23 protein-coding genes are annotated in these 25,923 nt (G+C 42.5%); 19 read left to right on the top strand and 4 right to left on the bottom strand.

The genetic code is table 11. From position 1 onward, the window contains the following. Positions 1–191: 191 nt before the first annotated feature. From DW173_RS11910 to der, 5 genes are all read left to right on the top strand, one after another. Positions 192–770 carry a YceD family protein gene (locus tag DW173_RS11910; RefSeq protein ID WP_004313594.1) on the top strand — a complete coding sequence of 193 codons (579 nt, stop codon included), beginning with the start codon at positions 192–194 and terminating at the stop codon, positions 768–770. Between the two features lie 12 nt (positions 771–782). After that, positions 783–968, top strand: coding sequence for a 50S ribosomal protein L32 (gene rpmF, locus DW173_RS11915; protein WP_004296852.1), 186 nt, complete (start codon positions 783–785; stop codon positions 966–968). An 87-nt stretch (positions 969–1,055) separates the two neighbouring features. Then, on the top strand, positions 1,056–2,063 hold the full coding sequence (locus DW173_RS11920; RefSeq protein WP_004308623.1) for a beta-ketoacyl-ACP synthase III: 1,008 nt from the start codon (positions 1,056–1,058) through the stop codon (positions 2,061–2,063). A gap of 86 nt (positions 2,064–2,149) precedes the next feature. Then, positions 2,150–3,031 carry a GTPase Era gene (era, locus tag DW173_RS11925; RefSeq protein ID WP_087319022.1) on the top strand — a complete coding sequence of 294 codons (882 nt, stop codon included), beginning with the start codon at positions 2,150–2,152 and terminating at the stop codon, positions 3,029–3,031. 48 nt (positions 3,032–3,079) lie between these two features. Continuing rightward, positions 3,080–4,393, top strand: a complete 1,314-nt coding sequence (gene der, locus DW173_RS11930) for a ribosome biogenesis GTPase Der (RefSeq protein WP_004308625.1) — start codon at positions 3,080–3,082, stop codon at positions 4,391–4,393. A 128-nt stretch (positions 4,394–4,521) separates the two neighbouring features. Here the strand turns inward: der and lptB are convergent, their stop codons facing one another. Beyond that, entirely contained in the window at positions 4,522–5,283 is a 762-nt protein-coding gene (gene lptB, locus DW173_RS11935) for an LPS export ABC transporter ATP-binding protein (protein ID WP_004308626.1), read from the bottom strand. Positions 5,284–5,358: 75 nt separating this feature from the next. Here lptB and DW173_RS11940 point away from each other — a divergent pair, with 75 nt between their 5' ends. Further along, a complete protein-coding gene (locus tag DW173_RS11940) occupies positions 5,359–6,102 on the top strand; it encodes an MlaE family ABC transporter permease (RefSeq protein ID WP_004308627.1) in 744 nt (247 codons plus the stop codon). After that, a complete protein-coding gene (locus DW173_RS11945) occupies positions 6,099–6,869 on the top strand; it encodes an ABC transporter ATP-binding protein (protein WP_004308628.1) in 771 nt (256 codons plus the stop codon). The genes DW173_RS11940 and DW173_RS11945 overlap by 4 nt, the downstream gene beginning before the upstream one ends. 66 nt (positions 6,870–6,935) lie before the next feature. Here DW173_RS11945 and DW173_RS11950 read toward each other — a convergent pair whose 3' ends face one another. Next, the gene (locus tag DW173_RS11950) at positions 6,936–7,181 is read right to left on the bottom strand and encodes an RNA recognition motif domain-containing protein (protein WP_004297160.1); all 246 of its coding nucleotides are present in this window, start codon (positions 7,179–7,181) and stop codon (positions 6,936–6,938) included. A gap of 675 nt (positions 7,182–7,856) precedes the next feature. On the opposite strand from DW173_RS11950, the gene tig reads away from it, so the two are divergent. The 12 genes from tig (at position 7,857) to DW173_RS12010 (ending at position 24,457) form a co-directional block, all read left to right on the top strand. Further along, positions 7,857–9,212, top strand: a complete 1,356-nt coding sequence (gene tig, locus DW173_RS11955) for a trigger factor (protein WP_074708781.1) — start codon at positions 7,857–7,859, stop codon at positions 9,210–9,212. A gap of 143 nt (positions 9,213–9,355) precedes the next feature. Continuing rightward, a complete protein-coding gene (gene clpP / locus DW173_RS11960) occupies positions 9,356–10,018 on the top strand; it encodes an ATP-dependent Clp endopeptidase proteolytic subunit ClpP (protein WP_004297164.1) in 663 nt (220 codons plus the stop codon). 2 nt (positions 10,019–10,020) lie between these two features. Beyond that, positions 10,021–11,265, top strand: coding sequence for an ATP-dependent Clp protease ATP-binding subunit ClpX (gene clpX / locus DW173_RS11965; protein WP_008641838.1), 1,245 nt, complete (start codon positions 10,021–10,023; stop codon positions 11,263–11,265). Positions 11,266–11,432: 167 nt separating this feature from the next. Beyond that, positions 11,433–13,613 (top strand): DNA helicase RecQ, encoded by a 2,181-nt coding sequence (recQ, locus tag DW173_RS11970; protein WP_008020386.1) that lies wholly within the window; start codon positions 11,433–11,435, stop codon positions 13,611–13,613. Between the two features lie 86 nt (positions 13,614–13,699). Beyond that, positions 13,700–15,178: an IMP dehydrogenase gene (guaB, locus tag DW173_RS11975; RefSeq protein ID WP_008020388.1), complete on the top strand. Its 1,479-nt coding sequence runs from the start codon at positions 13,700–13,702 to the stop codon at positions 15,176–15,178. A gap of 142 nt (positions 15,179–15,320) precedes the next feature. After that, positions 15,321–16,865, top strand: coding sequence for a peptidylprolyl isomerase (locus DW173_RS11980; RefSeq protein WP_120144522.1), 1,545 nt, complete (start codon positions 15,321–15,323; stop codon positions 16,863–16,865). 54 nt (positions 16,866–16,919) lie between these two features. Continuing rightward, the gene (locus tag DW173_RS11985) at positions 16,920–17,765 is read left to right on the top strand and encodes a peptidyl-prolyl cis-trans isomerase (protein ID WP_120144491.1); all 846 of its coding nucleotides are present in this window, start codon (positions 16,920–16,922) and stop codon (positions 17,763–17,765) included. Between the two features lie 9 nt (positions 17,766–17,774). After that, complete coding sequence (locus DW173_RS11990) at positions 17,775–19,157, top strand: peptidylprolyl isomerase (RefSeq protein ID WP_008641845.1); 1,383 nt, start codon at positions 17,775–17,777, stop codon at positions 19,155–19,157. Positions 19,158–19,179: 22 nt separating this feature from the next. Beyond that, the gene (locus tag DW173_RS11995) at positions 19,180–20,946 is read left to right on the top strand and encodes an OstA-like protein (protein WP_008020395.1); all 1,767 of its coding nucleotides are present in this window, start codon (positions 19,180–19,182) and stop codon (positions 20,944–20,946) included. Between the two features lies 1 nt (position 20,947). Next, positions 20,948–21,247 (top strand): hypothetical protein, encoded by a 300-nt coding sequence (locus DW173_RS12000; protein WP_004314386.1) that lies wholly within the window; start codon positions 20,948–20,950, stop codon positions 21,245–21,247. 17 nt (positions 21,248–21,264) lie between these two features. Next, a complete protein-coding gene (mutL, locus tag DW173_RS12005; RefSeq protein ID WP_120144492.1) occupies positions 21,265–23,166 on the top strand; it encodes a DNA mismatch repair endonuclease MutL in 1,902 nt (633 codons plus the stop codon). Positions 23,167–23,269: 103 nt separating this feature from the next. After that, positions 23,270–24,457, top strand: a complete 1,188-nt coding sequence (locus DW173_RS12010) for an OmpA family protein (protein WP_004314384.1) — start codon at positions 23,270–23,272, stop codon at positions 24,455–24,457. 162 nt (positions 24,458–24,619) lie between these two features. On the opposite strand, the gene DW173_RS12015 is transcribed toward DW173_RS12010, so the two are convergent. Both DW173_RS12015 and DW173_RS12020 read right to left on the bottom strand, forming a co-directional pair. Next, positions 24,620–25,033, bottom strand: a complete 414-nt coding sequence (locus tag DW173_RS12015) for a hypothetical protein (protein WP_004314383.1) — start codon at positions 25,031–25,033, stop codon at positions 24,620–24,622. A 163-nt stretch (positions 25,034–25,196) separates the two neighbouring features. Beyond that, positions 25,197–25,898: a hypothetical protein gene (locus DW173_RS12020; RefSeq protein ID WP_117685318.1), complete on the bottom strand. Its 702-nt coding sequence runs from the start codon at positions 25,896–25,898 to the stop codon at positions 25,197–25,199. Positions 25,899–25,923: the final 25 nt, after the last annotated feature.

Below are 25,923 nucleotides of genomic sequence, written 5' to 3' on the forward strand. Positions count from 1 at the left end.
TTGTCTATTGACGGGCGAGGCTTTCTGTTTTTTATTACTTTGGTATTTATACCACCCTTTTTAGCAGATACAAACCTCATAATACCTATTAAAAAAGTGAATATTTACTGATAATTTGTATGTTATGAGGATATTTATTTGTATCTTTGTCGCCCGAATTGTAAGCTAACGATTTAAAAAAGAGAGAAGCTTTGGGAAAATTTGATAAATACAAAATTGACTTGAAAGGTATGCAAGCAGACTCTGCTAAGTATGAGTTTGTATTGGATAACCTTTACTTCGCTCACATTGATGGTCCTGAAGTTCAGAAAGGAAAGGTCAATGTTACATTGACTGTGAAAAGAACCTCTCGTGCTTTCGAGCTGAGTTTCCAAACTGACGGAATGGTATGGGTACCATGCGACCGTTGTCTGGATGATATGGAGCTACCTATCAGTTCTTCTGATAAACTGATGGTAAAGTTTGGTCATGAATATGCAGAAGAAGGTGACAACCTGATTGTGATTCCCGAGGAAGAAGGGGAAATCAACGTTGCATGGTTCATGTATGAATTTGTTGCGCTGTCTATTCCGATGAAGCATGTACATGCTCCCGGTAAGTGTAATAAAGCGGTAACTAGTAAATTGAACAAGCATTTGAAAACAAATGCGAATGAGGATAGCGATGATACTTTCGACACAGGTGGAGATGACATCGTAATTGAGGAAGAAGTGGAGGAACAAATTGATCCTCGCTGGAATGAATTAAAAAAAATATTAGATAATAATTAAAGTTTTAAGAAAATGGCACATCCTAAGAGAAGACAATCAAGTACGAGACAAGCGAAGAGAAGAACTCATGATAAGGCAGTAGCTCCTACATTGGCTATTTGTCCGAATTGCGGCGAATGGCACGTTTACCACACTGTATGTGGTGCTTGTGGCTATTACAGAGGTAAGCTCGCTATTGAGAAAGAAGCAGCTGTATAATTAGTACAGTTATACTGAAAACAGCCTGAGGGTAAAGCTCTCCGGCTGCTTTAAGTATTATAGTATTGCTAATTTAAAATAGGTTTGATGGAAAAAATAAATGCAGTAATCACAGGAGTCGGCGGGTACGTTCCCGATTATATCTTAACTAACGACGAGATATCAAAAATGGTGGATACCAACGACGAATGGATTATGACTCGTATCGGAGTAAAGGAGAGACATATTCTGAATGAGGAAGGATTAGGTAGTTCATACATGGCACGCAAAGCTGCCAAACAGTTGATGAAGAAAACTGGTGCTAATCCTGATGACATTGATTTGGTTGTTGTCGCTACCACTACTCCTGACTATCACTTCCCTTCTACAGCTTCTATTCTTTGTGATAAACTCGGACTGAAGAATGCATTTGCTTTCGATTTGCAAGCTGCTTGTAGTGGTTTCCTGTATTTAATGGAGACAGCTGCTAATTTCATCCGTTCGGGAAGATATAAGAAAATTATCATTGTCGGTGCCGATAAGATGTCGTCAATGGTTAACTATACAGATCGTGCTACATGCCCTATCTTTGGTGACGGTGCTGCTGCCTTTATGGTGGAACCGACTACGGAAGATTACGGAATCATGGATTCGATACTGAGAACTGATGGCAAAGGATTGCCTTTCCTCCACATGAAAGCTGGTGGTTCGGTTTGTCCTCCGTCTTATTTCACAGTAGACAATAAAATGCACTATTTGCACCAGGAAGGAAGAACAGTGTTTAAATATGCTGTATCTAACATGTCGGATGTATCTGCTGCTATTGCAGAAAAGAATGGTCTGACGAAAGATAATATCAACTGGATTGTTCCGCATCAGGCGAATGTCCGCATTATCGAAGCCGTGGCTCACCGTATGGAGGTGCCAATGGATAAAGTGTTGGTAAATATTGAGCATTACGGTAACACCAGTGCTGCTACTCTTCCTTTGTGTATCTGGGATTATGAAGATAAACTCAAGAAAGGTGATAATATCATTTTCACTGCATTCGGTGCCGGATTTACATGGGGCGCAGTTTACGTGAAATGGGGTTATGACGGAAAAAAGGAATCGTAACGTAAGTTACTGAACTATAACACTCAAAAACGCATCCTATTTCGATTCGATGCGTTTTTTTGTCTCAACCAATAAAATGAAGAGAAATGCATAAAGCAGGTTTTGTAAACATTGTAGGAAATCCGAATGTCGGAAAATCGACATTGATGAATGCTTTGGTGGGCGAACGTATTTCGATCGCTACTTTCAAGGCGCAGACAACTCGTCACCGGATTATGGGAATCTATAATACGGATGAAATGCAGATTGTTTTTTCTGATACTCCGGGAGTATTGAAGCCCAATTATAAACTACAGGAGTCGATGCTGAATTTTTCTACTTCGGCATTGACGGATGCGGATATCTTGCTTTATGTGACTGACGTGGTGGAGACGCCGGATAAGAATAATGAGTTTATGGAGAAGGTACGCCAGATGACGGTGCCTGTGCTCTTGCTCATCAATAAGATAGATCTTACAGATCAGGAAAAACTGGTAAAGCTGGTGGAAGATTGGAAAGAACTGCTTCCCCAAGCCGAAATTATTCCGATTTCTGCTACATCGAAGTTCAATGTGGACTATGTGATGAAGCGAATCAAAGAACTGTTGCCCGATTCTCCTCCTTATTTTGGAAAGGATCAGTGGACGGACAAGCCTGCCCGTTTCTTCGTGAATGAGATTATCCGGGAAAAGATTCTGCTCTACTACGACAAGGAGATTCCTTATTCGGTGGAAGTGGTCGTAGAGGAGTTTAAGGAAGAGCCGAAGAAGATTCATATTCGTGCGGTGATTAACGTGGAACGTGATTCGCAGAAAGGAATTATTATCGGTAAACAGGGCAAGGCGTTGAAGAAGGTAGCTACCGAGGCTCGCCGCGAACTGGAACGTTTCTTTGGAAAGACTATTTTCCTCGAAACGTATGTGAAAGTGGATAAGGATTGGCGTAGTTCGGATAAGGAGCTGCGTAATTTTGGTTATCAGTTAGATTAAGAGTATTCATGCGACTGTGATAGTCGTGAAAAAACAAGGTATTGAACTATGGGTAATTTAGTTGCAATTGTAGGACGCCCGAATGTGGGCAAGTCTACCTTATTTAACCGTCTGACGAAGACTCGTCAGGCTATTGTGAATGAAGAAGCGGGTACAACCCGCGACAGACAATATGGCAAGTCCGAGTGGCTGGGCCGTGAGTTCTCCGTGGTGGATACCGGCGGATGGGTGGTTAATTCGGATGATGTTTTTGAAGAGGAAATCCGCAAGCAGGTATTATTGGCAGTGGATGAAGCGGACGTTATTTTGTTCGTTGTGGATGTGATGAACGGAGTGACCGATCTGGATATGCAGGTAGCGGCTATTCTGCGCCGTGCTAATAGTCCGGTGATTATGGTTGCCAATAAAACGGACAATCATGATTTACAGTATAACGCTCCCGAGTTTTATAAACTGGGATTGGGCGATCCGTATTGTGTTTCTGCCATGACAGGAAGTGGTACGGGTGATTTGATGGATTTGATTGTCAGCAATTTCAAGAAGGAATCTTCTGAAATCCTGGATGATGATATTCCTCGTTTTGCTGTGGTAGGACGCCCGAATGCCGGAAAGTCTTCCATTGTAAACGCGTTTATTGGGGAAGAACGTAATATCGTGACAGAGATTGCAGGGACTACCCGTGACTCGATCTACACTCGTTACAATAAATTCGGATTTGATTTTTACCTGGTAGATACGGCAGGTATCCGTAAGAAAAACAAGGTAAATGAAGACTTGGAATATTATTCGGTGATTCGTTCGATTCGTGCCATCGAAGGTTCGGATGTTTGTATTCTGATGTTGGATGCAACGAGGGGTGTTGAGAGCCAGGACTTGAATATCTTTTCTCTGATTCAGAAGAACCAGAAAGGATTGGTAGTCGTGATTAATAAATGGGACTTGGTGGAAGATAAATCAGTGAAAGTGCAGAAGACATTTGAGGAAGCTGTCCGTTCACGTTTTGCTCCGTTTGTCGATTTCCCGATCATCTTTGCTTCTGCGTTGACTAAACAACGTATTCTGAAAGTGCTGGAAGAAGCACGTAATGTATATGAGAACCGGACGACAAAGATTCCGACAGCTCGTTTGAATGAAGAAATGCTCCCGCTGATCGAGGCTTATCCGCCTCCCTCAAATAAAGGTAAGTATATCAAGATTAAATACATCACACAGCTGCCGAATACGCAAGTGCCTTCATTTGTCTATTTTGCCAACTTGCCGCAGTATGTGAAGGATCCGTACAAACGTTTCCTCGAAAATAAGATGCGTGAGAAATGGAATCTGACAGGTACTCCGGTTAATATTTATATTCGACAGAAGTAAAGTTCACCACAGATTAACACAGATTTCCACAGATTAAAAATAAAAAACGGGCTAATCAATTTACAAGTTTTGTATCATTTGATTAGCCCGTATTCTTTATGAAATATCTGTGAAAATCTGTGGTGAATCTATTTCTCCAACTGGAAATCTTTTCTGCGTAAAACGAAGCTGTTACTCAAGTATTTTTCACGCACAATCTGATTCTCCGATAATTCTTCCGGTGTTCCCTGGAAAAGAATCTTTCCTTCGAACAGCAGATAGGCGCGGTCGGTGATACTAAGTGTCTCCTGTACGTTGTGGTCGGTAATCAGGATTCCGATATTCTTATCTTTCAGCTTCCAAACAATTTGCTGGATATCTTCTACGGCAATCGGGTCTACACCGGCAAAAGGTTCGTCAAGCATGATGAATTTGGGGTCGATGGCAAGACAACGGGCAATCTCCGTACGGCGGCGTTCACCTCCGGACAACTGGTTACCTTTGTTTTTGCGTACCTTTTGCAGACGGAATTCTGCTATCAGGCTTTCGAGTTTTTCCTTTTGATATTCTTTGGGCTTGTTAGTCATTTCCAGTACGGCGGCGATATTATCTTCCACACTCATCTGGCGGAAAACGGAAGCTTCCTGTGCAAGGTAGCCGATTCCCGTTTGCGCTCGTTTGTAAACCGGATATTTGGTAATCTCCAGGTCGTCGAGGAAAATACGTCCTTCATTCGGAGTAATCAGCCCTACAGTCATATAGAATGAAGTCGTCTTGCCGGCACCGTTCGGTCCCAGCAAACCTACAATCTCACCTTGCTTCACATTGATGGAAACGTGGCTCACAACGGTTCGTTTACCGTACTTCTTAACCAGGTCTTCCGTGCGGAGCACCATCTTGCTTTCTTCCATATTCTAGTTATTTTGCGGCAAATGTAGTAAAAATAAGCTGAAATAATGTACATTTGCAGACAAATAGTGTGAGTTATGATAAAAGCATTGAGAACCGTCGGGAGATATTTCATGCTGATGGGACGGACTTTTTCCCGTCCTGAACGTATGCGTATGTTCTTCCGGCAATACCTTAACGAGTTGGAGCAACTAGGTGTGAACTCCATCGGTATCGTGCTGTTGATTTCGTTTTTCATCGGCGCGGTTATTACCATCCAAATCAAGTTGAATATCGAAAGTCCGTGGATGCCTCGCTGGACAGTGGGGTATGTGACACGTGAAATTATGTTGCTGGAATTTTCTTCCTCTATCATGTGTTTGATTCTTGCGGGAAAAGTAGGATCGAATATCGCTTCGGAATTAGGAACGATGCGGGTGACGCAGCAGATTGACGCGCTCGAAATTATGGGTATCAATTCGGCAAACTACCTGATTCTGCCTAAGATTACGGCGATGGTAACTGTGATTCCTATTTTAGTGACGTTCAGTATCTTTGCCGGAATTATCGGTGCCTTTTGCACCTGTTGGTTTGCCGGGGTGATGAATGCGGTCGATCTGGAATATGGATTGCAATATATGTTTGTGGAGTGGTTTATTTGGGCCGGTATCATCAAATCCCTCTTTTTTGCGTTTATTATTGCAAGTGTGTCTGCTTTCTTCGGATATACGGTAGATGGTGGATCGATTGCTGTGGGAAAGGCTTCTACGGATGCCGTAGTATCCAGCAGTGTATTGATTCTGTTTGCGGACTTGATATTAACTAAACTTTTGATGGGATGATTGAGATTAAAGGACTTTATAAATCATTTGATGACAAAACGGTATTGAGCGATATCAATGCTAGTTTTGAAAATGGAAAGACGAATTTGATTATCGGTCAGAGTGGCTCCGGTAAGACGGTATTGATGAAGTGTATTGTAGGATTGCTTACTCCGGAGAAGGGGGAAGTCTTATATGACGGACGTAACCTTGTCTTGATGGGGAAGAAGGAGAAAAAGATGCTTCGCAAGGAGATGGGGATGATTTTCCAGAGTGCGGCTCTGTTTGACTCGATGACGGTGTTGGACAATGTGATGTTTCCGTTGAATATGTTTAGCAATGATACTTTGCGTGAGCGTACCAAACGGGCGATGTTCTGCTTGGATCGTGTGAATCTGGGGGAGGCGAAAGATAAGTTTCCGGGAGAAATCAGTGGGGGGATGCAGAAGCGTGTGGCTATTGCACGTGCGATTGCCCTGAATCCTCAATATTTGTTTTGCGATGAACCGAACTCGGGACTCGATCCGAAAACGTCATTGGTGATTGATGATCTGATCCATGATATTACGCAGGAATATAACATGACGACCATTATCAATACGCATGATATGAACTCTGTATTGGGAATTGGCGAGAAAGTGATTTATATTTATGAAGGACATAAAGAGTGGGAAGGGACAAAAGATGATATCTTTACCTCTACCAACGAACGACTGAATAACTTTATCTTTGCTTCAGACTTGCTCCGTAAGGTGAAGGACGTGGAAGTGCAAGGAATGGAAGGGTAATAAAAAAACTTCTGTCATCGGGGTGACAGAAGTTTCTTTTTTTCTTAGCTATATTAGCGTCGGCAATTAAGCTCTAGGTCTAGCTTCTTTAACTACCATTGTACGGCCCATGTATTCAGCTCCGTTCAATTCAGCAATAGCTTTTGCAGCTGCAGCGTCGTCTTCCATTTCGATGAAAGCGAATCCTTTGGATTTACCGGTTTCACGGTCCATAACAACTTTAACTGATGATACTGCTCCGTAATCTTCCATCACTTGTTGCAGATCTCCTTCCTTAACACGGTAGTTAAGGTTTCCAACATAAATGTTCATAATGAAAATGATAAAAAATAAATAAATGAATAAAACTCTCTGGACAGATGGTTACTAATAAAAAGATTAAAACGACAGAGAGTTTACAAATGCGTTTCGTAACGGAAGTAAAAACCTTGTAATCAAATCGAGAAACTAATGGTCCATCAATCCGCAGCAAAGAAAAGAATAATTTTTGGATTAACCATCTTTTTGGAAGGTTAATTTGCGGATTATCAGAAAAAAAAGTTCTTTCCTTTTCTCTTGAAAGAAAAGAAAGAACCAAAGAAAAGTTGGAGAAAGCCCTCACGCTCGGTATCCTCAAGCGAGCTTGTGGCTACACTCACTAAATCGGGCTTTTCAAGGCTGACTTTTTTCTCCTACTCGCTTCCTTCACTACGCTAAAGGGCAGAAACTCGCTACGCTCAAACAGTCTGCCCTTCTTAACGCTTCGTTACGGGCGCTCGCTTGATGGAGAAAAAAGTAGGCCGGGGGACCTGCGGCGTGGTCGTTGCTGATGGTTTATTGTTGTTTATATATGAGGAATTGATGAAATAATTAATAAAAGATGTGTGAAAGATGGGTGGCGTTGCTGAAATAAATCTGCAATGTCTTTTGAAATTTGAAAGATTAGCACTAATTTTGCACCCTCTTTGAGTATAGAACAAAGTATAAATCAAATAAATAATTGTCAGAATGAACGTTTCATTACAAAACATTGACAAAGTAAGCGCAGAGCTTACTGTAAAGCTTGAGAAAGCAGATTATCAGGAGAAAGTAGACAAAGAGTTGAAATCACTCCGTCAGAAGGCACAGATTCCGGGATTCCGTAAAGGTATGGTGCCGACAAGTCTTATTAAAAAGATGTATGGTAAATCGGTGATTGCAGAGGTTGTGAATAAGGCATTGCAAGAAGCTGTTTACAATTATATTAAAGATAATAAGGTGAATATGTTGGGCGAGCCGTTGCCTAATGAAGAAAAGCAGCAGAATATTGATTTCGATACAATGGAAGAGTTCGAATTCGTGTTCGATATCGCTTTGGCACCTGAATTTAAAGCAGAAGTAAGCGCTAAAGATAAAGTAGATTATTATTCTATCGAAGTTTCTGAAGAAATGATCGACAACCAGGTGAAGATGTACACTCAACGCACTGGTAAGTATGATAAGGTAGATGCTTACGAAGATAATGATATGTTGAAAGGTCTGCTGGCACAGTTGGACGAAGAAGGCAATACAAAAGAAGGTGGTATTCAGGTAGAAGCTGCTGTGTTGATGCCTGCTTACATGAAGAATGACGATCAGAAAGCTATTTTTGCTAACGCAAAAGTAAATGATGTATTGGTGTTCAATCCGAATGTTGCTTATGACGGACATGCTGCTGAACTGGGTTCTTTGTTGAAGATCGACAAGGAAATCGCGAAAGACGTTAAGTCTGACTTCAGCTTCCAGGTAGAAGAAATCACTCGTTTTGTTCCGGGTGAATTGACACAGGAAGTGTTCGACCAGGCATTCGGCGAAGGTGTTGTGAAGACTGAAGAGGAATTCCGCGCTAAGATTAAAGAAGAAATTGCAGCAAGATTTGTTGCTGACAGCGATTATAAGTTCCTGATCGATATTCGCAAGGTGATGATGGAAAAAGTAGGTAAGTTGGAATTCTCTGACGCTCTGCTGAAACGTATCATGTTGCTGAACAACGAAGAAAAGGGCGAAGAATATGTTGCTGAAAACTATGATAAGAGCATCGAGGAACTGACTTGGCACCTGATTAAGGAACAGTTGGTTGAAGCAAACGATATCAAAGTAGAACAGGAAGATGTTCTGAAGATGGCTAGAGAAACAACGAAGGCACAGTTTGCTCAATACGGTATGTTGTCTATCCCTGATGATGTGCTTGACAACTATGCACAGGAGATGTTGAAGAAGAAAGAAACTATCAATAATTTGGTAAGTCGTGTGGTAGAAGTGAAGCTGGCTGCTGCTCTGAAAGCGCAGGTTACTTTGGAAAACAAGAACGTTTCAATCGAAGAATTCAATAAGATGTTTGAATAATCATTCGGTTGAATAGAATATAAAGTCACAGAAACACAGAGTTTTTATAAAATTATAACTCTGTGTTTTTTTGTGTCTCTGTATTCTTTTTCGTTTCTTTGTACTTACGTTTATTTTTAATTTATAAGAAAGGAACAATTAACATGGATGATTTTAGAAAATACGCAACCAAGCATTTAGGAATGAATGGCATGGTATTGGATGATGTGATTAAATCGCAGGCCGGGTATTTGAATCCCTATATTCTGGAAGAAAGACAGTTGAACGTTACTCAACTCGACGTTTTCTCCCGTTTGATGATGGACCGCATCATTTTCCTCGGTACACAAGTAGATGACTATACAGCGAATACGCTTCAGGCACAGTTGCTGTATCTGGATTCTGTTGATCCGGGTAAGGATATCTCTATCTATATCAACTCTCCGGGCGGAAGTGTATATGCCGGACTGGGCATTTATGATACGATGCAGTTTATTTCAAGTGATGTTGCTACCATCTGTACAGGTATGGCAGCTTCAATGGCGGCTGTATTGCTTGTTGCCGGTGCTGAAGGCAAACGTTCTGCGTTGCCTCATTCACGTGTGATGATTCACCAGCCGATGGGTGGTGCGCAAGGACAAGCGTCGGACATTGAAATCACAGCTCGTGAGATTCAGAAATTGAAGAAAGAACTTTATACGATCATCGCCGATCATTCGCATACTGATTTCGATAAGGTATGGGCGGACTCTGACCGCGACTACTGGATGACAGCTCAGGAAGCGAAAGAATACGGTATGATTGATGAGGTATTGATTAAGAAATAAAAATGGCTGATTCAAAGACAAAGAAAAGGTGTAGCTTCTGTGGACGGTCGGAGAACGAAGTCGGATTCCTGATTACGGGAATGAACGGCTATATCTGCGACAGTTGTGCTACCCAGGCTTATGAGATTACTCAGGAAGCATTGGGCGAAGGCAAGAAAAGCGCGGGAGCTACCAAACTCAATTTAAAAGAACTGCCCAAACCGGTAGAAATCAAGAAATTCCTCGACCAGTATGTGATCGGACAGGATGACGCAAAACGCTTCCTTTCCGTATCGGTCTATAACCATTATAAACGTCTGTTGCAAAAAGACAGCGGGGATGATGTGGAGATTGAAAAGTCGAACATTATTATGGTAGGTAGTACCGGAACCGGAAAAACGTTGCTTGCACGTACGATTGCCAAGTTGCTGCACGTGCCGTTTACCATTGTAGACGCTACGGTGCTGACAGAGGCCGGTTATGTAGGCGAAGATATCGAAAGTATTTTAACCCGTTTGCTTCAGGTGGCAGATTATAATGTACCTGAAGCGGAACAGGGTATTGTGTTTATCGACGAGATCGACAAGATTGCCCGCAAAGGAGATAACCCTTCCATCACTCGCGATGTGAGCGGTGAAGGTGTACAGCAGGGATTGCTGAAATTACTCGAAGGCTCTGTTGTGAACGTACCTCCCCAGGGTGGTCGTAAACATCCGGACCAGAAGATGATTCCGGTAAATACCAAAAATATTCTCTTTATCTGTGGCGGCGCTTTCGATGGTATCGAAAAGAAGATCGCCCAACGGTTGAATACACATGTCGTAGGTTATACGGCGTCGCAGAAAACAGCGACGGTGGACAAGAATAACATGATGCAGTATATCGCTCCGCAGGATTTGAAGTCATTCGGACTGATTCCCGAAATTATCGGACGTCTTCCGGTACTGACTTATTTGAATCCGCTGGATCGGAATGCGCTTCGTGCTATCCTCACCGAACCGAAAAACTCTATCATCAAGCAGTACATCAAACTGTTTGAAATGGATGGTATCAAGCTCACATTTGAAGATGCTGTCTTCGAATATATCGTCGATAAGGCGGTGGAATATAAGCTGGGTGCCCGTGGATTGCGCTCTATTGTGGAAACAATCATGATGGATGTCATGTTTGAAATCCCTTCAGAGGACAAAAAAGAGTATAAGGTGACGCTGGATTATGCAAAGATGCAACTGGAAAAAGCGAATATGGCACGACTGCAAACTGCTTAAAATCAAAGAGTAAGGCTGCAAAAGATGATCGTAACTGTATTTTCTTGAAAATATTAGTCGCATTTTGCTTGGTAATTACGAAGTTGTTTATAACTTTGTTTGGCTCTCTTGAAGGAGGAAGCCTACTAAAGTTAAACCATGAACTGAATAAAACAACCTAAGTTAAGATGGCAAGGAAGATTAATTTAACAGATGAACTGAAGAAGTGTTTCGGATTTAATAAGTTCAAGGGAAACCAGGAAGCGATCATTAACAACTTGCTCGATGGTAAAGATACCTTTGTACTGATGCCTACCGGTGGCGGGAAATCTTTATGCTATCAGCTACCTTCGCTCTTGATGGAAGGTACGGCAATTGTAATTTCTCCGCTTATTGCGTTGATGAAGAATCAAGTGGATGCAATGCGCAATTTCAGTGAAGAAGATGGCGTCGCCCATTTTATCAATTCTTCATTAAACAAAGGCGCAATAGACCAAGTAAGGTCGGACATCCTTGCCGGAAAGACAAAATTGCTATATGTGGCGCCGGAATCGCTGACGAAAGAAGAAAATGTAGAATTTTTGCGTTCGGTGAAAATCTCATTCTATGCAGTAGACGAAGCTCACTGTATTTCTGAATGGGGACATGACTTCCGACCGGAATACCGGCGGATTCGCCCTATTATCAACGAAATAGGAAAGGCTCCGTTGATTGCGTTGACCGCAACAGCGACACCAAAGGTGCAGCATGATATCCAGAAAAATCTGGGAATGGTAGATGCTCAAGTTTTCAAATCGTCGTTCAACCGTCCGAACCTTTATTATGAGGTACGCGCGAAGACCGCTAATATTGACAGGGATATTATCAAGTTTATCAAAAACAATCCGGAAAAATCGGGCATTATCTATTGCCTTAGCCGGAAAAAAGTAGAGGAACTTGCTGAAATCCTTCAGGCAAACGGTATCAATGCGCGTCCTTATCATGCCGGGATGGATTCGTTGGCGAGGACTAAGAATCAGGATGATTTCCTGATGGAAAAAGTGGACGTTATTGTAGCAACTATCGCTTTCGGTATGGGAATCGACAAGCCGGATGTAAGGTTTGTGATTCACTACGATATTCCAAAGAGTCTGGAAGGGTATTACCAGGAGACCGGACGTGCCGGTAGAGATGGCGGTGAAGGTCAGTGCATAACCTTTTATACAAACAAAGACTTGCAGAAACTGGAGAAGTTCATGCAAGGAAAACCTGTGGCAGAGCAGGAAATTGGCAAGCAGCTTCTGTTGGAAACCGCTGCTTATGCCGAATCTTCCGTATGCCGGCGCAAGACGTTGCTGCATTATTTCGGCGAAGAATATACGGAAGAGAATTGTGGAAATTGTGACAACTGTTTAAACCCTAAAAAACAAGTGGAGGCTCAAGAGTTATTGTGTGCCGTGATTGAAGCGATTATCGCGGTGAAAGAAAATTTTAAGGCAGATTATATTATAGACATACTACAAGGTAAAGAAACTTCCGAAGTACAGGCGCATTTGCATGAAGACCTCGAAGTCTTCGGCTCCGGTATGGGCGAAGAGGATAAAACATGGAACGCAGTGATTCGTCAAGCACTGATCGCAGGTTACTTGAGCAAGGATGTGGAACATTACGGACTCCTGAAAGTGACGGAGGAAGGACACAAGTTCTTGAAGAAGCCGAAGTCATTCAAGATTACCGAAGACAACGACTTTGAAGAGACGGAAGAAGAAGTTCCGGCACGTGGCGGTGGTTCCTGTGCGGTAGACCCTGCTCTTTATTCTATGTTGAAGGACTTGCGGAAGAAACTCTCGAAGAAACTGGAAGTGCCGCCTTATGTGATCTTCCAGGATCCGTCTTTGGAAGCGATGGCTACCATTTATCCGGTGACATTGGATGAATTGCAGAATATACCGGGTGTAGGAGCCGGAAAAGCAAAACGTTACGGTGAAGAGTTCTGTAAATTAATCAAACGCCACTGTGAAGAGAATGAAATAGAACGTCCCGAAGACTTGCGGGTACGTACGGTTGCCAATAAATCAAAGATGAAAGTAGCTATCATTCAGGCAATTGACCGTAAAGTGGCGTTAGATGATATCGCTCTTTCCAAAGGTATCGAGTTCGGTGAACTTCTGGACGAGGTAGAAGCTATCGTCTATTCGGGAACCAAACTGAATATCGATTATTTCCTGGAAGAAATCATGGATGAAGATCACATGCTCGATATCTATGATTATTTCAAGGAATCTACCACTGATAAGATTGATGATGCGCTTGATGAATTAGGCGATGACTTCACTGAAGAGGAAGTTCGCTTGGTGCGTATTAAGTTCATCTCTGAAATGGCTAATTAAAAAAGCGAAAAAAATAGGCGTGCAGGTATGCGGTTTTGAATAAAAACCGTATATTTGCACGCAATAATTTTTAAACGCATAGCCCTATGTCATTTATTGCTGATAAGATTGTAATGGATGGGTTAACTTACGACGACGTATTGTTGATCCCCGCTTATTCTGAAGTTTTACCGCGCACTGTCGATCTCTCGACTAAGTTTTCAAAAAACATTGAGTTAAAAATTCCTTTTGTGACGGCTGCCATGGATACGGTTACCGAAGCGAAAATGGCTATTGCCATTGCTCGTGAGGGTGGTATCGGCGTGATTCACAAAAATATGTCTATCGAAGAACAGGCAAGACAAGTTGCTATTGTAAAACGTGCCGAAAATGGTATGATTTATGATCCCGTAACTATTAAAAGAGGTTCTACTGTGCAGGATGCACTGGACATCATGGCGGAATACAAAATCGGTGGTATCCCTGTGGTAGATGATGAAGGTTATTTGGTGGGTATTGTTACTAACAGAGATTTGCGTTTCGAAAGAGACATGGCTAAACATATTGATCTTGTCATGACTCCGAAAGAAAGATTGGTAACTACAAACCAGTCTACTGATCTGGAATCTGCTGCACAGATTCTTCAGAAACATAAGATCGAGAAACTTCCGATTGTCGGAATGGACGGAAAGTTGATCGGTCTTGTTACTTATAAAGATATTACAAAAGCAAAAGATAAACCGATGGCTTGTAAAGATGCCAAAGGTCGTTTGCGTGTAGCTGCCGGTGTAGGTGTGACTGCCGATACGCTGGATCGTATGCAGGCATTGGTAGATGCCGGTGCGGATGCAATTGTGATTGATACGGCTCACGGACACTCTATGTTTGTGATTGAAAAACTGAAAGAAGCTAAGAAACGCTTCCCGAACATTGATATCGTAGTGGGTAATATTGCTACCGGAGAAGCTGCAAAAGCGTTGGTAGAAGCAGGAGCGGATGCAGTGAAAGTCGGTATCGGTCCGGGTTCTATCTGTACCACTCGTGTGGTTGCCGGTGTAGGTGTTCCACAGTTGTCTGCTGTCTATGATGTAGCAAAAGCCTTGAAGGGTACAGGTATTCCTTTGATTGCCGATGGTGGTTTGCGCTATTCGGGCGATGTAGTGAAAGCGTTGGCTGCCGGTGGATATTGTGTAATGATCGGATCGTTGGTTGCCGGAACAGAAGAGTCTCCGGGCGACACAATCATTTTCAATGGACGTAAATTTAAATCCTATCGTGGTATGGGATCGTTGGAAGCGATGGAGAACGGTTCGAAAGACCGTTACTTCCAGAGCGGAACTGCTGATGTGAAGAAGCTGGTTCCGGAAGGAATTGCTGCCCGTGTTCCTTATAAAGGTACACTTTTCGAGGTTGTCTATCAGTTGTCAGGTGGTTTGCGTGCAGGTATGGGATACTGCGGTGCTGCCAATATTGATAAACTTCATGATGCTAAGTTTACCCGCATTACCAATGCAGGTGTAATGGAAAGCCATCCGCACGACGTGACGATTACTAGTGAATCGCCTAACTATAGCCGTCCGGAATAATAGATAGATACGGTGAACTATTAACGGTGAACGGTGAACAGGCTGTATTGTCAGCAAGGTGTTCACTGCTCACCGTTTGTTGTTTATCTGTTATTGCCTCTGTGATGTTTGTTGTTTATTGTTTGGAAAATAAAAAATGATGATGAAAAGAAGCCTGTTGTTGGGATGTATTTCTCTCTTTGTTGTCGCGGTCTTTGCGCAAGAAGATCCGGTATTGATGCGTGTTAACGGAAGAGAGGTACTCCGTTCGGAATTTGAAAATGCATACCGCCGTTATGCAGAACGCTCAAATGCCCGGCTTTCACCAAAAGAGTATGCGGCACTTTTCGCTCAATCAAAGTTGAAGGTGGAAGCAGCCAGGGCTGCCGGGCTTGATACGACTACAGTTTTCCGTAAACAACACGAGAAATGTTGGACAGAATTGGTAGAATCTTATCTGATTGACAAACAAGTGATGGATAGTTGTGCCCGTGTCTTGTATCAGAAGATGGGATTGAAAGCACGTAGCGGCCGGGTGCAAGTCATGCAAATTTTTAAACGTTTACCGCAGACGGTTACTTCCCGTCATTTGGAAGAAGAAAAAGCCCGGATGGATTCTATATACCGGGTGATACAGAATCAGCCGGATTTGAATTTTAACCGTATGGTGGAAATCTATTCGGATGATAAGCAGAGTAGATGGATAGAAGGTCTGGAGACAACGAGTGAATTTGAGGATGTCGCTTTCTCTTTGGCGAAAGGTGCGGTATCACAGCCATTCTTCACTCCTGAAGGGATTCATATCTTGAAAGTGATTGACCGGGAGGAAGCATTTGCTTATGAAAATGTCAGTGGCAGGTTGATAGAGCGGTTACGGCGTAAGGAAATTTTAGACAAAGGCACGGCAGCGATGCTCGACCGATTAAAAAGGTCATGGCAGTATACCCCGAATCAGGCAGCAATGGAAGAGCTGTTGACGAAAGGCCGGACAGAACAAAATCTCTTTATGATTGATGGACAGGCATATACCGGAGCTATGTTCACGCGTTTTGCCTCTTCTCATCCTCAATCTGTCAAACGCCAGTTGGAAGGGTTTATTGCTAAATCATTATTGGATTATGAAAGCCGGAATATAGATAAAAAGCATCCGGAAATTCGTGTTGCCTTGCGGGAATCTGACGAAAACTATTTGGTAAAAGAAATCACACGACAAAAAATAGAGTTGCCTGCTATTAATGACCGGGCCGGATTGGCTACCTATTTCAAATTTCATTCGTCGGATTATCGGTGGGAGAGTCCCCGGTATAGAGGAGTCGTGCTTCATTGCGTTGATAAAAAGACGGTAAAGCAAGCTAAAAAAATGCTGAAGAAAGTGCCGGAAAAAGAGTGGGCGGACCAGCTTCGGCAAACTTTTAATACATCCGGGACGGAAAAGATACAGGTTGAACAAGGAATTTTTGCCGACGGAGACAATAAATATATAGATAAACTGGTTTTTAAGAAGGGTGGTTTCGAACCCGTGATGTCTTATCCTTTTACCATTGTTGTAGGCGAAAAAATGAAAGGACCGGATGATTATCGGGAAGTAATTGAACAGGTGCGAAAGGATTATCGAAGCTATCTTGACACGTGCTGGGCGCGGGAATTGAGGGAGTTTGGTAAGGTTGAAATAAACCAAGAGGTTTTAAAAACAGTTAATAATAACTGATGTAACCGATTATTCACTATCTTCGTACCTTAAATAAGTAGATTTTAGTTGCCAATGCGAATATTAGTCCTCTTACTGATTACCCTTCTTGGTTGTGGAGCGTGCAAGGAACAGCGCGACCACAAAGGAAAGACTCCTTTGGTAGAGGTGGACGGTAACTTTTTATATAAAGAAGATTTGATGTCCGTGCTTCCGGTCGGATTGTCAAAAGATGATAGTATTCTCTTCACCGAACATTATATTCGTAGTTGGGCGGAAGAGATTTTATTATATGAGAAAGCTGCGAACAATATTCCCGATAATGTGGATGTAGACAAACTAGTGGAGAATTATCGGAAAGCGTTGATTATGCATACTTATCAGCAGGAGTTGATAAACCAGAAGCTGTCGAATGATATTTCCGAACAAGAGATCGCAGAATATTACGGAAAAAACAAAGAACTGTTTAAGCTGGAAACCCCGTTGATTAAGGGATTGTTTATCAAAGTGCCGTTGACGGCTCCCCAGCTGAACAATGTGCGCAGGTGGTATAAGTCGGACAAACAGGATGCTGTTGAGAGCCTGGAAAAATATAGCTTACAGAATGCAGTGAAATACGAATACTTCTATGACAAATGGGTGTCCGTGACTGATGTACTGGATATGATTTCATTAAAAGTAGAGGCACCGGAAGAGTACGTAGACAAACACCGTCAGGTAGAATTGAAAGATACGGCCTATTATTATTTCCTGAATGTGAGCGATTATCGCGGAATTGGTGAAGAGAAACCGTATGAATTTGCCCGTTCGGAAGTGAAAGACTTACTGGTTAATCAGAAACGGGTGAGCTTTATGGAACAGGTAAAGAACGACTTGTATCAGCAGGCAGTAAGTAAGAAGAAGATTATATATAATTATTAAATACAAAGAATGAAGAAGTTTGTGAACTTTAGATTTGTTGTTACCCTTGTCCTGGCAATATTTGCTAATGTGGCAACCTATGCACAAGATAATGTGGTTGATGAAGTAGTTTGGGTAGTAGGTGACGAAGCTATTTTGAAATCAGATGTAGAAGAGGCCCGTATGGATGCCTTGTATAATGGACGCAGATTTGACGGCGATCCTTATTGTGTAATTCCTGAAGAGATTGCCGTGCAGAAGTTGTTCTTGCATCAGGCAAAGTTGGACAGTATCGAGGTTTCCGAAGCGGAAATCATCCAGCGTGTGGATATGATGACCAACATGTACATCCAGCAGATCGGTTCCAGAGAGAAGATGGAGGAGTATTTCAATAAAACTTCCACCCAGATTCGTGAGACGCTGCGTGATAATGCACGTGACGGATTGACCGTTCAGAAGATGCAGCAGAAACTGGTAGGAGAAATCAAAGTGACTCCGGCAGAAGTACGCCGTTACTTCAAAGACCTTCCACAAGATAGTATTCCTTACATTCCGACACAGGTAGAAGTGCAGATCATTACTTTACAACCGAAAATTCCTATCTCGGAGATTGAGGATGTAAAAAAGACGTTGCGTGATTATACGGATCGTGTGACAAAAGGAGAAATTGACTTCTCTACATTGGCGCGTTTGTATTCGGAAGACAAGGCATCTGCTATTAAAGGTGGTGAATGTGGATTCATGGGACGTGGTATGATGGACCCTGCTTATGCGAATGTAGCGTTCAGTTTGCAAGATCCGAAGAAAGTTTCTAAGATTGTGGAGTCGGAATTTGGTTTCCACATTATCCAGTTGATTGAAAAACGTGGTGACCGTGTCAACACTCGCCATATCTTGTTGCGTCCGAAAGTATCGGAAAAAGAACTGACCGAGGCTTGTGCCCGTCTGGATTCTATTGCCGATGATATTCGTGCCAACAAATTTACATTTGATGATGCGGCTGCCGTTATCTCACAGGATAAAGACACCCGTAACAACCATGGTATTATGGTGAACATCAATGAAAATTCAGGTGTGACTACTTCTAAGTTCCAGATGCAGGATCTTCCTCAAGACGTTGCTAAGGTAGTGGATAAGATGAATGTAGGTGAAATTTCCAAAGCCTTTACAATGATTAATGAGAAGGATGGAAAAGAAGTATGTGCTATCGTGAAGTTGAAAGCAAAAATCAACGGTCATAAAGCAACCATTGCAGAAGACTATCAGGACCTGAAAGAAATTGTGATGGAGAAACGCCGTGAAGAGATGTTGCAGAAATGGATTCTGGACAAGCAGAAACATACTTATGTACGCATCAACGAAAACTGGCAGAAGTGTGACTTCAAGTATCCGGGTTGGGTCAAGAAGGACTGATGTAACCTTGCTTTGATTTTATATGCTGAAAACAAATAAGAAAAATAAACAACAAGACAGGCATAGATGGCTCCTTATAGGCTTTCTATGCCTGTTTGGTGTATGTCTTGTAGCACAAGTGAGGCCAACGGGACAGAAACCTGTAACAGGGGATTCAATTAAATCGGCTGCGGATACGTCTAAGTCGGCTTCAAAAGCCAAAACACCGGCAGGCAATAAGAAACAATCGGACAACAAGAAACAACCGGAGAATAAAAAGACCAAAGTTTATCTGCTTCATGCTGATGAAGGTCAGGCGGATAAGTTGGCGCGTCCGGATGTGCAGGTATTGATTGGTAACGTGAAATTGCGCCATGACAGTATGTATATGTACTGTGACAGTGCACTGATTTTTGAGAAAACCAACTCTGTGGAGGCCTTCAGTAATGTACGTATGGAACAGGGAGACACTTTGTTCATCTACGGTGATTATCTTTATTATGACGGCATGACGCAAATAGCGCAGCTTCGTGAAAATGTGAAGATGATTAATCGGAACACCACCCTGTTAACAGATAGCTTGAACTACGACCGTCTCTACGACCTCGGATATTATTTCGAGGGAGGAACCTTGATGGATGAAGAGAATGTATTGACTTCCGATTGGGGAGAATACAGTCCTGCAACAAAACAGTCGGTATTCAACCATGATGTGAAGTTGGTAAACCCTAAGTTTGTGTTGACTTCCGATACATTAAGGTATAATACGGAAAGCAAAATCGCAGTTATTCTCGGACCTTCCAATATCGTCAGTGATAATAATCATATCTATTCGGAACGGGGATTTTATAACACAATGACCGAACAAGCCGAATTGTTAGACCGTTCGGTACTGACCAATCAGGGAAAGAAACTGGTAGGCGACAGTCTGTTCTATGACCGTATCATCGGTTATGGCGAGGCGTTCGATAATGTGAAGATGACAGATTCCATTAATAAGAATATGCTGACGGGTGATTATTGTTTCTATAATGAATTGACAGACTCCGCGTTTGCGACGAAACGTGCGGTGGCAATCGACTACTCGCAAGGGCCTGACAGTCTTTTTATGCATGGCGATACATTGCAGTTGGTGTCTTACAACCTGAATACCGATTCCGTTTTCCGGTTGATGAAAGCTTATCACAAGGTACGTATGTATCGTACGGATGTTCAGGGAGTATGTGACTCACTGGTCTATAATTCGAAGGATTCCTGTATGACCATGTATACCGACCCTATTCTTTGGAATGAAGGGCAGCAACTACTTGGCGAGCAGATCAAGATTTATATGAATGACAGCACGATTGACTGGGCGCACATCATCAACCAGGCGTTGACGGTGGAAATGAAAGATTCTATTCATTATAACCAAGTGTCCGGCAAAGAGATGAAAGCCTATTTCATTAATGGAGATATGCGTCATATTGAAGTGATTGGTAATGTGTTGACCGCTTTCTATCCGGAAGAAAAAGACAGTACGATGACCGGCTTTAATTGTCTGGAAGGTAGTGTGCTTCATCTTTATATGAAGGATAAGAAGATGGAAAAAGGACTGTTTATCGGTAAATCCAACGGAACGATGTATCCGATGGACCAGATACCGCCTGATAAATTGCGTCTTCCCACTTTTGCCTGGTTCGACTATGTCCGTCCGCTGAATAAGGATGATATCTTTAACTGGCGGGGTAAGCGTGCGGGTGATACACTGAAACCGACCACCGATCGGCGCCCCAAAACAGAAAAGCGAAACTTAATAAATATGAAGTAGTATGGGAATGTTTAACTCAATGAGAAAGCCCCGTGGCTTTAATCATCAATACATTTATGTAGACGAGCGGAAAGAAAAGCTCGCAAAGATGGAGGAGAACGCCAAACGTGACTTGGGGATGCTTCCGGAAAAGGAATTTAATCCGGAGGATATTCGCGGTAAGTTCATCGAAGGTACTACGCATTTGAAAAGAAGAAAAGCGAGTGGCCGCAAACCGGTCTCTTTCGGAATCATACTGATAATCATTGCTTTCCTTCTTTATCTGTGGCATTATTTGGCGACAGGAAGCTGGAACTTTTAATTATTAATTTACGAAGAATGAGCGATATAATTCATTTGTTACCTGATTCGGTAGCTAACCAGATTGCTGCCGGTGAAGTGATACAACGTCCCGCGTCTGTCATCAAGGAGCTAGTGGAGAATGCGATTGATGCAGATGCACAAAATATACATGTATTGGTGACTGATGCAGGTAAAACCAGCATTCAGGTGATTGATGATGGAAAAGGAATGTCCGAAACGGATGCCCGTCTTTCTTTTGAGCGACATGCCACTTCCAAGATACGTCAAGCGGCAGATCTGTTTGCTTTGCGTACAATGGGATTTCGCGGAGAGGCATTGGCTTCCATCGCTGCTGTGGCACAGGTAGAGTTAAAGACACGTCCGGAATCGGAAGAGCTGGGCACGAAACTGGTGATTGCAGGCTCTCAAGTGGAAAGTCAGGAGGCTGTGTCCTGTTCTAAAGGAAGTAACTTCTCTGTAAAGAACCTATTCTTTAATGTACCTGCCCGTCGTAAATTTCTAAAGGCTAATTCAACGGAATTGAGTAACATCCTTGCCGAATTTGAACGGATCGCTTTGGTGCATCCGGAGGTTGCCTTTTCGCTTTATAGTAATGATTCGGAGTTATTTAATCTTCCGGTATCACAATTACGCCAGCGTATCCTTGCTATTTTCGGTAAGAAGCTCAATCAGCAGTTACTGAACATAGAGGTCAATACTACCATGGTGAAAATCTTTGGATACGTAGCTAAGCCGGAGACTGCCCGTAAGAAAGGGGCACATCAGTATTTCTTTGTCAACGGGCGTTATATGCGTCATCCTTATTTTCATAAGGCAGTCATGGAGGCTTATGAACAGTTGATTCCCACTGGTGAACAGATTTCCTACTTTATCTATTTCGATGTAGATCCGGCTAATATTGACGTGAATATCCATCCGACAAAGACTGAAATCAAGTTTGAAAATGAACAGGCCATCTGGCAGATACTTTCGGCATCCGTGAAGGAGTCGTTGGGTAAATTCAGTGCGATCCCTTCCATCGACTTTGATACGGAAGATATGCCTGACATTCCGGCATTTGAGGAGAAAATATCTTCCGAGCCTCCGAAGATACATTATAATACAGATTATAATCCGTTTAAAGTTTCTGCCGGTGGCGGTGGTGGCGGATCGTACAGCCGTTCGAAAGTGGAATGGGAAGATTTGTACGGAGGGCTGACGAAAGCCAGTAAGATGAATAACCCGCAACCGGAACCCGAAATGGATTGGGAAGACTCTTCTATTGGCGGCCAACCCGCTTTCGTTGAAGAAAAGATGGAGACGGTCACCTCTGCCGCTTCTTCTACTTTGTATGCCAGTGAACCGGTGATAGAGAAAGGAAATCAGCATTTGCAGTTTAAAGGGCGGTTTATTTTGACTTCAGTTAAATCCGGTTTGATGCTAATCGATCAGCACCGGGCACACATACGGGTACTTTTTGATCGTTATATGGTACAGATCCAACAGAAACAGGGGGTATCACAAGGCGTCCTGTTCCCGGAAATCTTACAGTTGCCGGCTTCGGAAGCAGCTGTACTGCAAAGTATTATGGATGATTTGTCTGCAGTCGGTTTCGATTTGAGTAATCTGGGAGGCGGTAGCTATGCCATTAATGGTATTCCTTCGGGGATTGAAGGTCTGAATCCGGTGGAACTGGTGCGTAATATGCTGCATACGGCGATGGAAAAAGGAAGTGACGTCAAGGAAGAAATCCAAAGTATTCTGGCATTAACATTGGCTCGCGCGGCGGCTATTGTTTACGGACAGGTGTTGAGTAATGAAGAAATGGTAAGCCTTGTAGACAACCTTTTTGCCTGTCCCTCACCGAATTACACCCCTGATGGGAAAACTGTTTTGACAACAATCAAGGAGGAAGACATCGAAAGATTATTCAAATAAAACAAATAATTTCATCTTTTTCTAAAACCTTTTAGTTCGGTTCGTGTTATTTAAATAGTTCAACAAAGAAAAAGATTTAAATAACCACTTAACTATTAGGTATATGAAAAAGATTCTGATGTTGCTGGCATTTGCCGGCGTTGCGTCTGTCGCTTCTGCGCAGCAGACAATGACTGTAACTGAATACGAAGTGATTCAGGTACAAGATAAATATCAAGTAATAACTAATCCTTTCTGGAGTAACTGGTTCTTCTCTGTAGGAGGCGGCGCCCAAGTGCTATATGGAAACAATGACCATATTGGCAAATTCAGAGACCGTGTTGCTCCTACATTTAACGTGTCTGTCGGCAAATGGGTAACTCCGGGATTCGGGCTGCGTTTGCAATACAGCGGATTGCAGGCAAAAGGATTCACTACCAGCGAAACTGCTAATTATGTAGTGGGTGGTCCGAGAGAAGACGGTTCTTACAAACAAAGATGGGACTACATGAACTTGCATGGTGATTTGATGATTAACTTGAACGCACTTTTCGGTGGATACAATCCGAACCGCGTATATGAAATTATCCCTTATATAGGTGCCGGTTGGGCTCATGCTTATTCTCGTCCTCACACTAACTCCGCTACTTTCAATGCAGGTATTATCAACCGCTTCCGTTTGTCGAATGCTGTTGACTTGAATCTGGAGTTGAGCGCAACAGGTCTGGAAGGCAAGTTTGACGGAGAACATGGAGGTAGACCCGATTATGATGGTATCTTAGGTGCTACCCTCGGTGTGACTTATTACTTCCCTACTCGCGGATTCCAACGTCCTACTCCACAGATTATCTCTGAACTCGAATTGAATCAGATGCGTAATCAGATGAATGCAATGGCAGCAGCTAATATGCAATTGCAACAGCAGTTGGCAAATGCACAGCAACCGGTAGAAGTAGAAGATACTGAAGAAGTTGTTATCACAGATACTAACATTGCTCCGCGTACCGTATTCTTCAAGATCGGTTCTGATAAATTATCTCCGCAAGAAGAAATGAACTTGTCATATCTTGCCAGCAAGATAAAAGAATCTCCGAATGCTACATACACAATCAACGGATATGCTGACTCTGCAACCGGTACTCCTGCTTTCAATCAGAAGTTAAGTTTGGAACGTGCACAGGTTGTTAAAGACTTGTTAGTTAAGAAGTATGGCATCTCTGCCGATAGACTGAAAGTTGCAGCCGGTGGTGGTGTTGACAAATTCGGTCAACCGATTCTGAACCGTGTAGTATTGGTAGAATCTGCACAGTAATAAAAAGTAAAAAAGCGATTTCAGCATTCAGCGATTCTCTGTAATCGCTTGCTGGAAAGAGATAGCGGCTGAAAGCGAACCTTGAAAAGAGAGGTTCATGCTTTCAGCCGCCTTTTTTATATCTGTTATTTGGGGGTATCTCCTCTGATATTTTGTTTTAGTTTATTTGACAGGCTGATAATCTCTGGACTTTCCATAAAATCCTGGGGCCGGCACATAAATAGGTTGACTGGGAATGCCGATATTCTGCGGCTTGCCTTCCTGACGGAGTCGGCGAATATGAATCATGGCTGTGGAACGTACCATCCCCGTGATGCCTTGAAAGTCGGAACGTTGCATAATCTGATGATCGCTGAAATACTCTTTTAGCCGCATGTCTATCTCTATTTCCGATAATTTGGCAGAGTGCTTGACCCGCTTCATTTGCTTTATTTTTATATATCCGACAGATTGTTTCAGCTTCTTGTCCGAACGAAACTGTATCGCTTTTAATTTTACTTTTGAATTTCTGCGGGGAGTATCTGCAGAGATCTGTTCTCTGTTCAATCGGATTTGTAATCCGATTGCTTTGAGCATCAGGATTTTCAATCCGAACTATATAAAGTATAGGTGTATTGCGGATTATAAATCCTGATACTCGGAGAACGGCGGATTGCAAATCCGCCGGGACGCCGGGACGCATAATGTTTGGTAACTAGCTAACCTTCCGCTGTTATTTTTTCTAAGTATATGTCCTTCTTTAGCTAAATATCGGCAATGAGACTTTCAAATTAGGATATTTGTCACCCAATTGTTTCAAGAAGTCATTGCCAATGATAATATCCTGTATTGTTTCTTGTGGATCTGTCGGAATCTCCGGGATATTTGTAAATATCAGACAGGAGTAGATAATGAGTTCAACAGGTTTCTCGTCGGTTTGCAATGAAAGTTTGTATGCTTTCACGTTGTTTCCTCTGGCTTGTGCCTGTGCTTGTACTTGTCCCTCCATAGGAATTGCGATGAGACGGGAATTTTCAAGACGCGCCTGATTGAATACAAAATGATTGTCGATTTCTCCATCTGTGTCTGTATCGAATAGGTGCAGATTGTCTCCGCTCAATACCAGATATTTGGGAGTTTGTACGGTATTGAAACGTACAGTTCCTAAAGTGGCCATTCCTTTCAGCTTATCTTTCATTCCGTCTTTGAGTGCGGATGCTACACCATACTCATTGCTGGCATAGTTGAAAGCGTCAATTTTTTCTTCTCCCATAGCTTCTTTCAGGAAAGATAAATCAGAGTTTAAGCAGAGGTTTTTATACTGTTCTGCATTTGCAAATTCAGCTTTGAAATCGGTGTTGTTCACTACTTGTGCCTGTTGCGAGTTTTTGTTTTTCATGTAAAACCAGTATCCTAGATATAGAACAATGAAAATGACCGGAATAAAGGTGTAAATAGACATAGTTTGTACTTTTTAATGTTATTAA

The organism is Bacteroides sp. AM16-13, assembly GCF_003602705.1.
Lineage (GTDB): Bacteria > Bacteroidota > Bacteroidia > Bacteroidales > Bacteroidaceae > Bacteroides > Bacteroides xylanisolvens.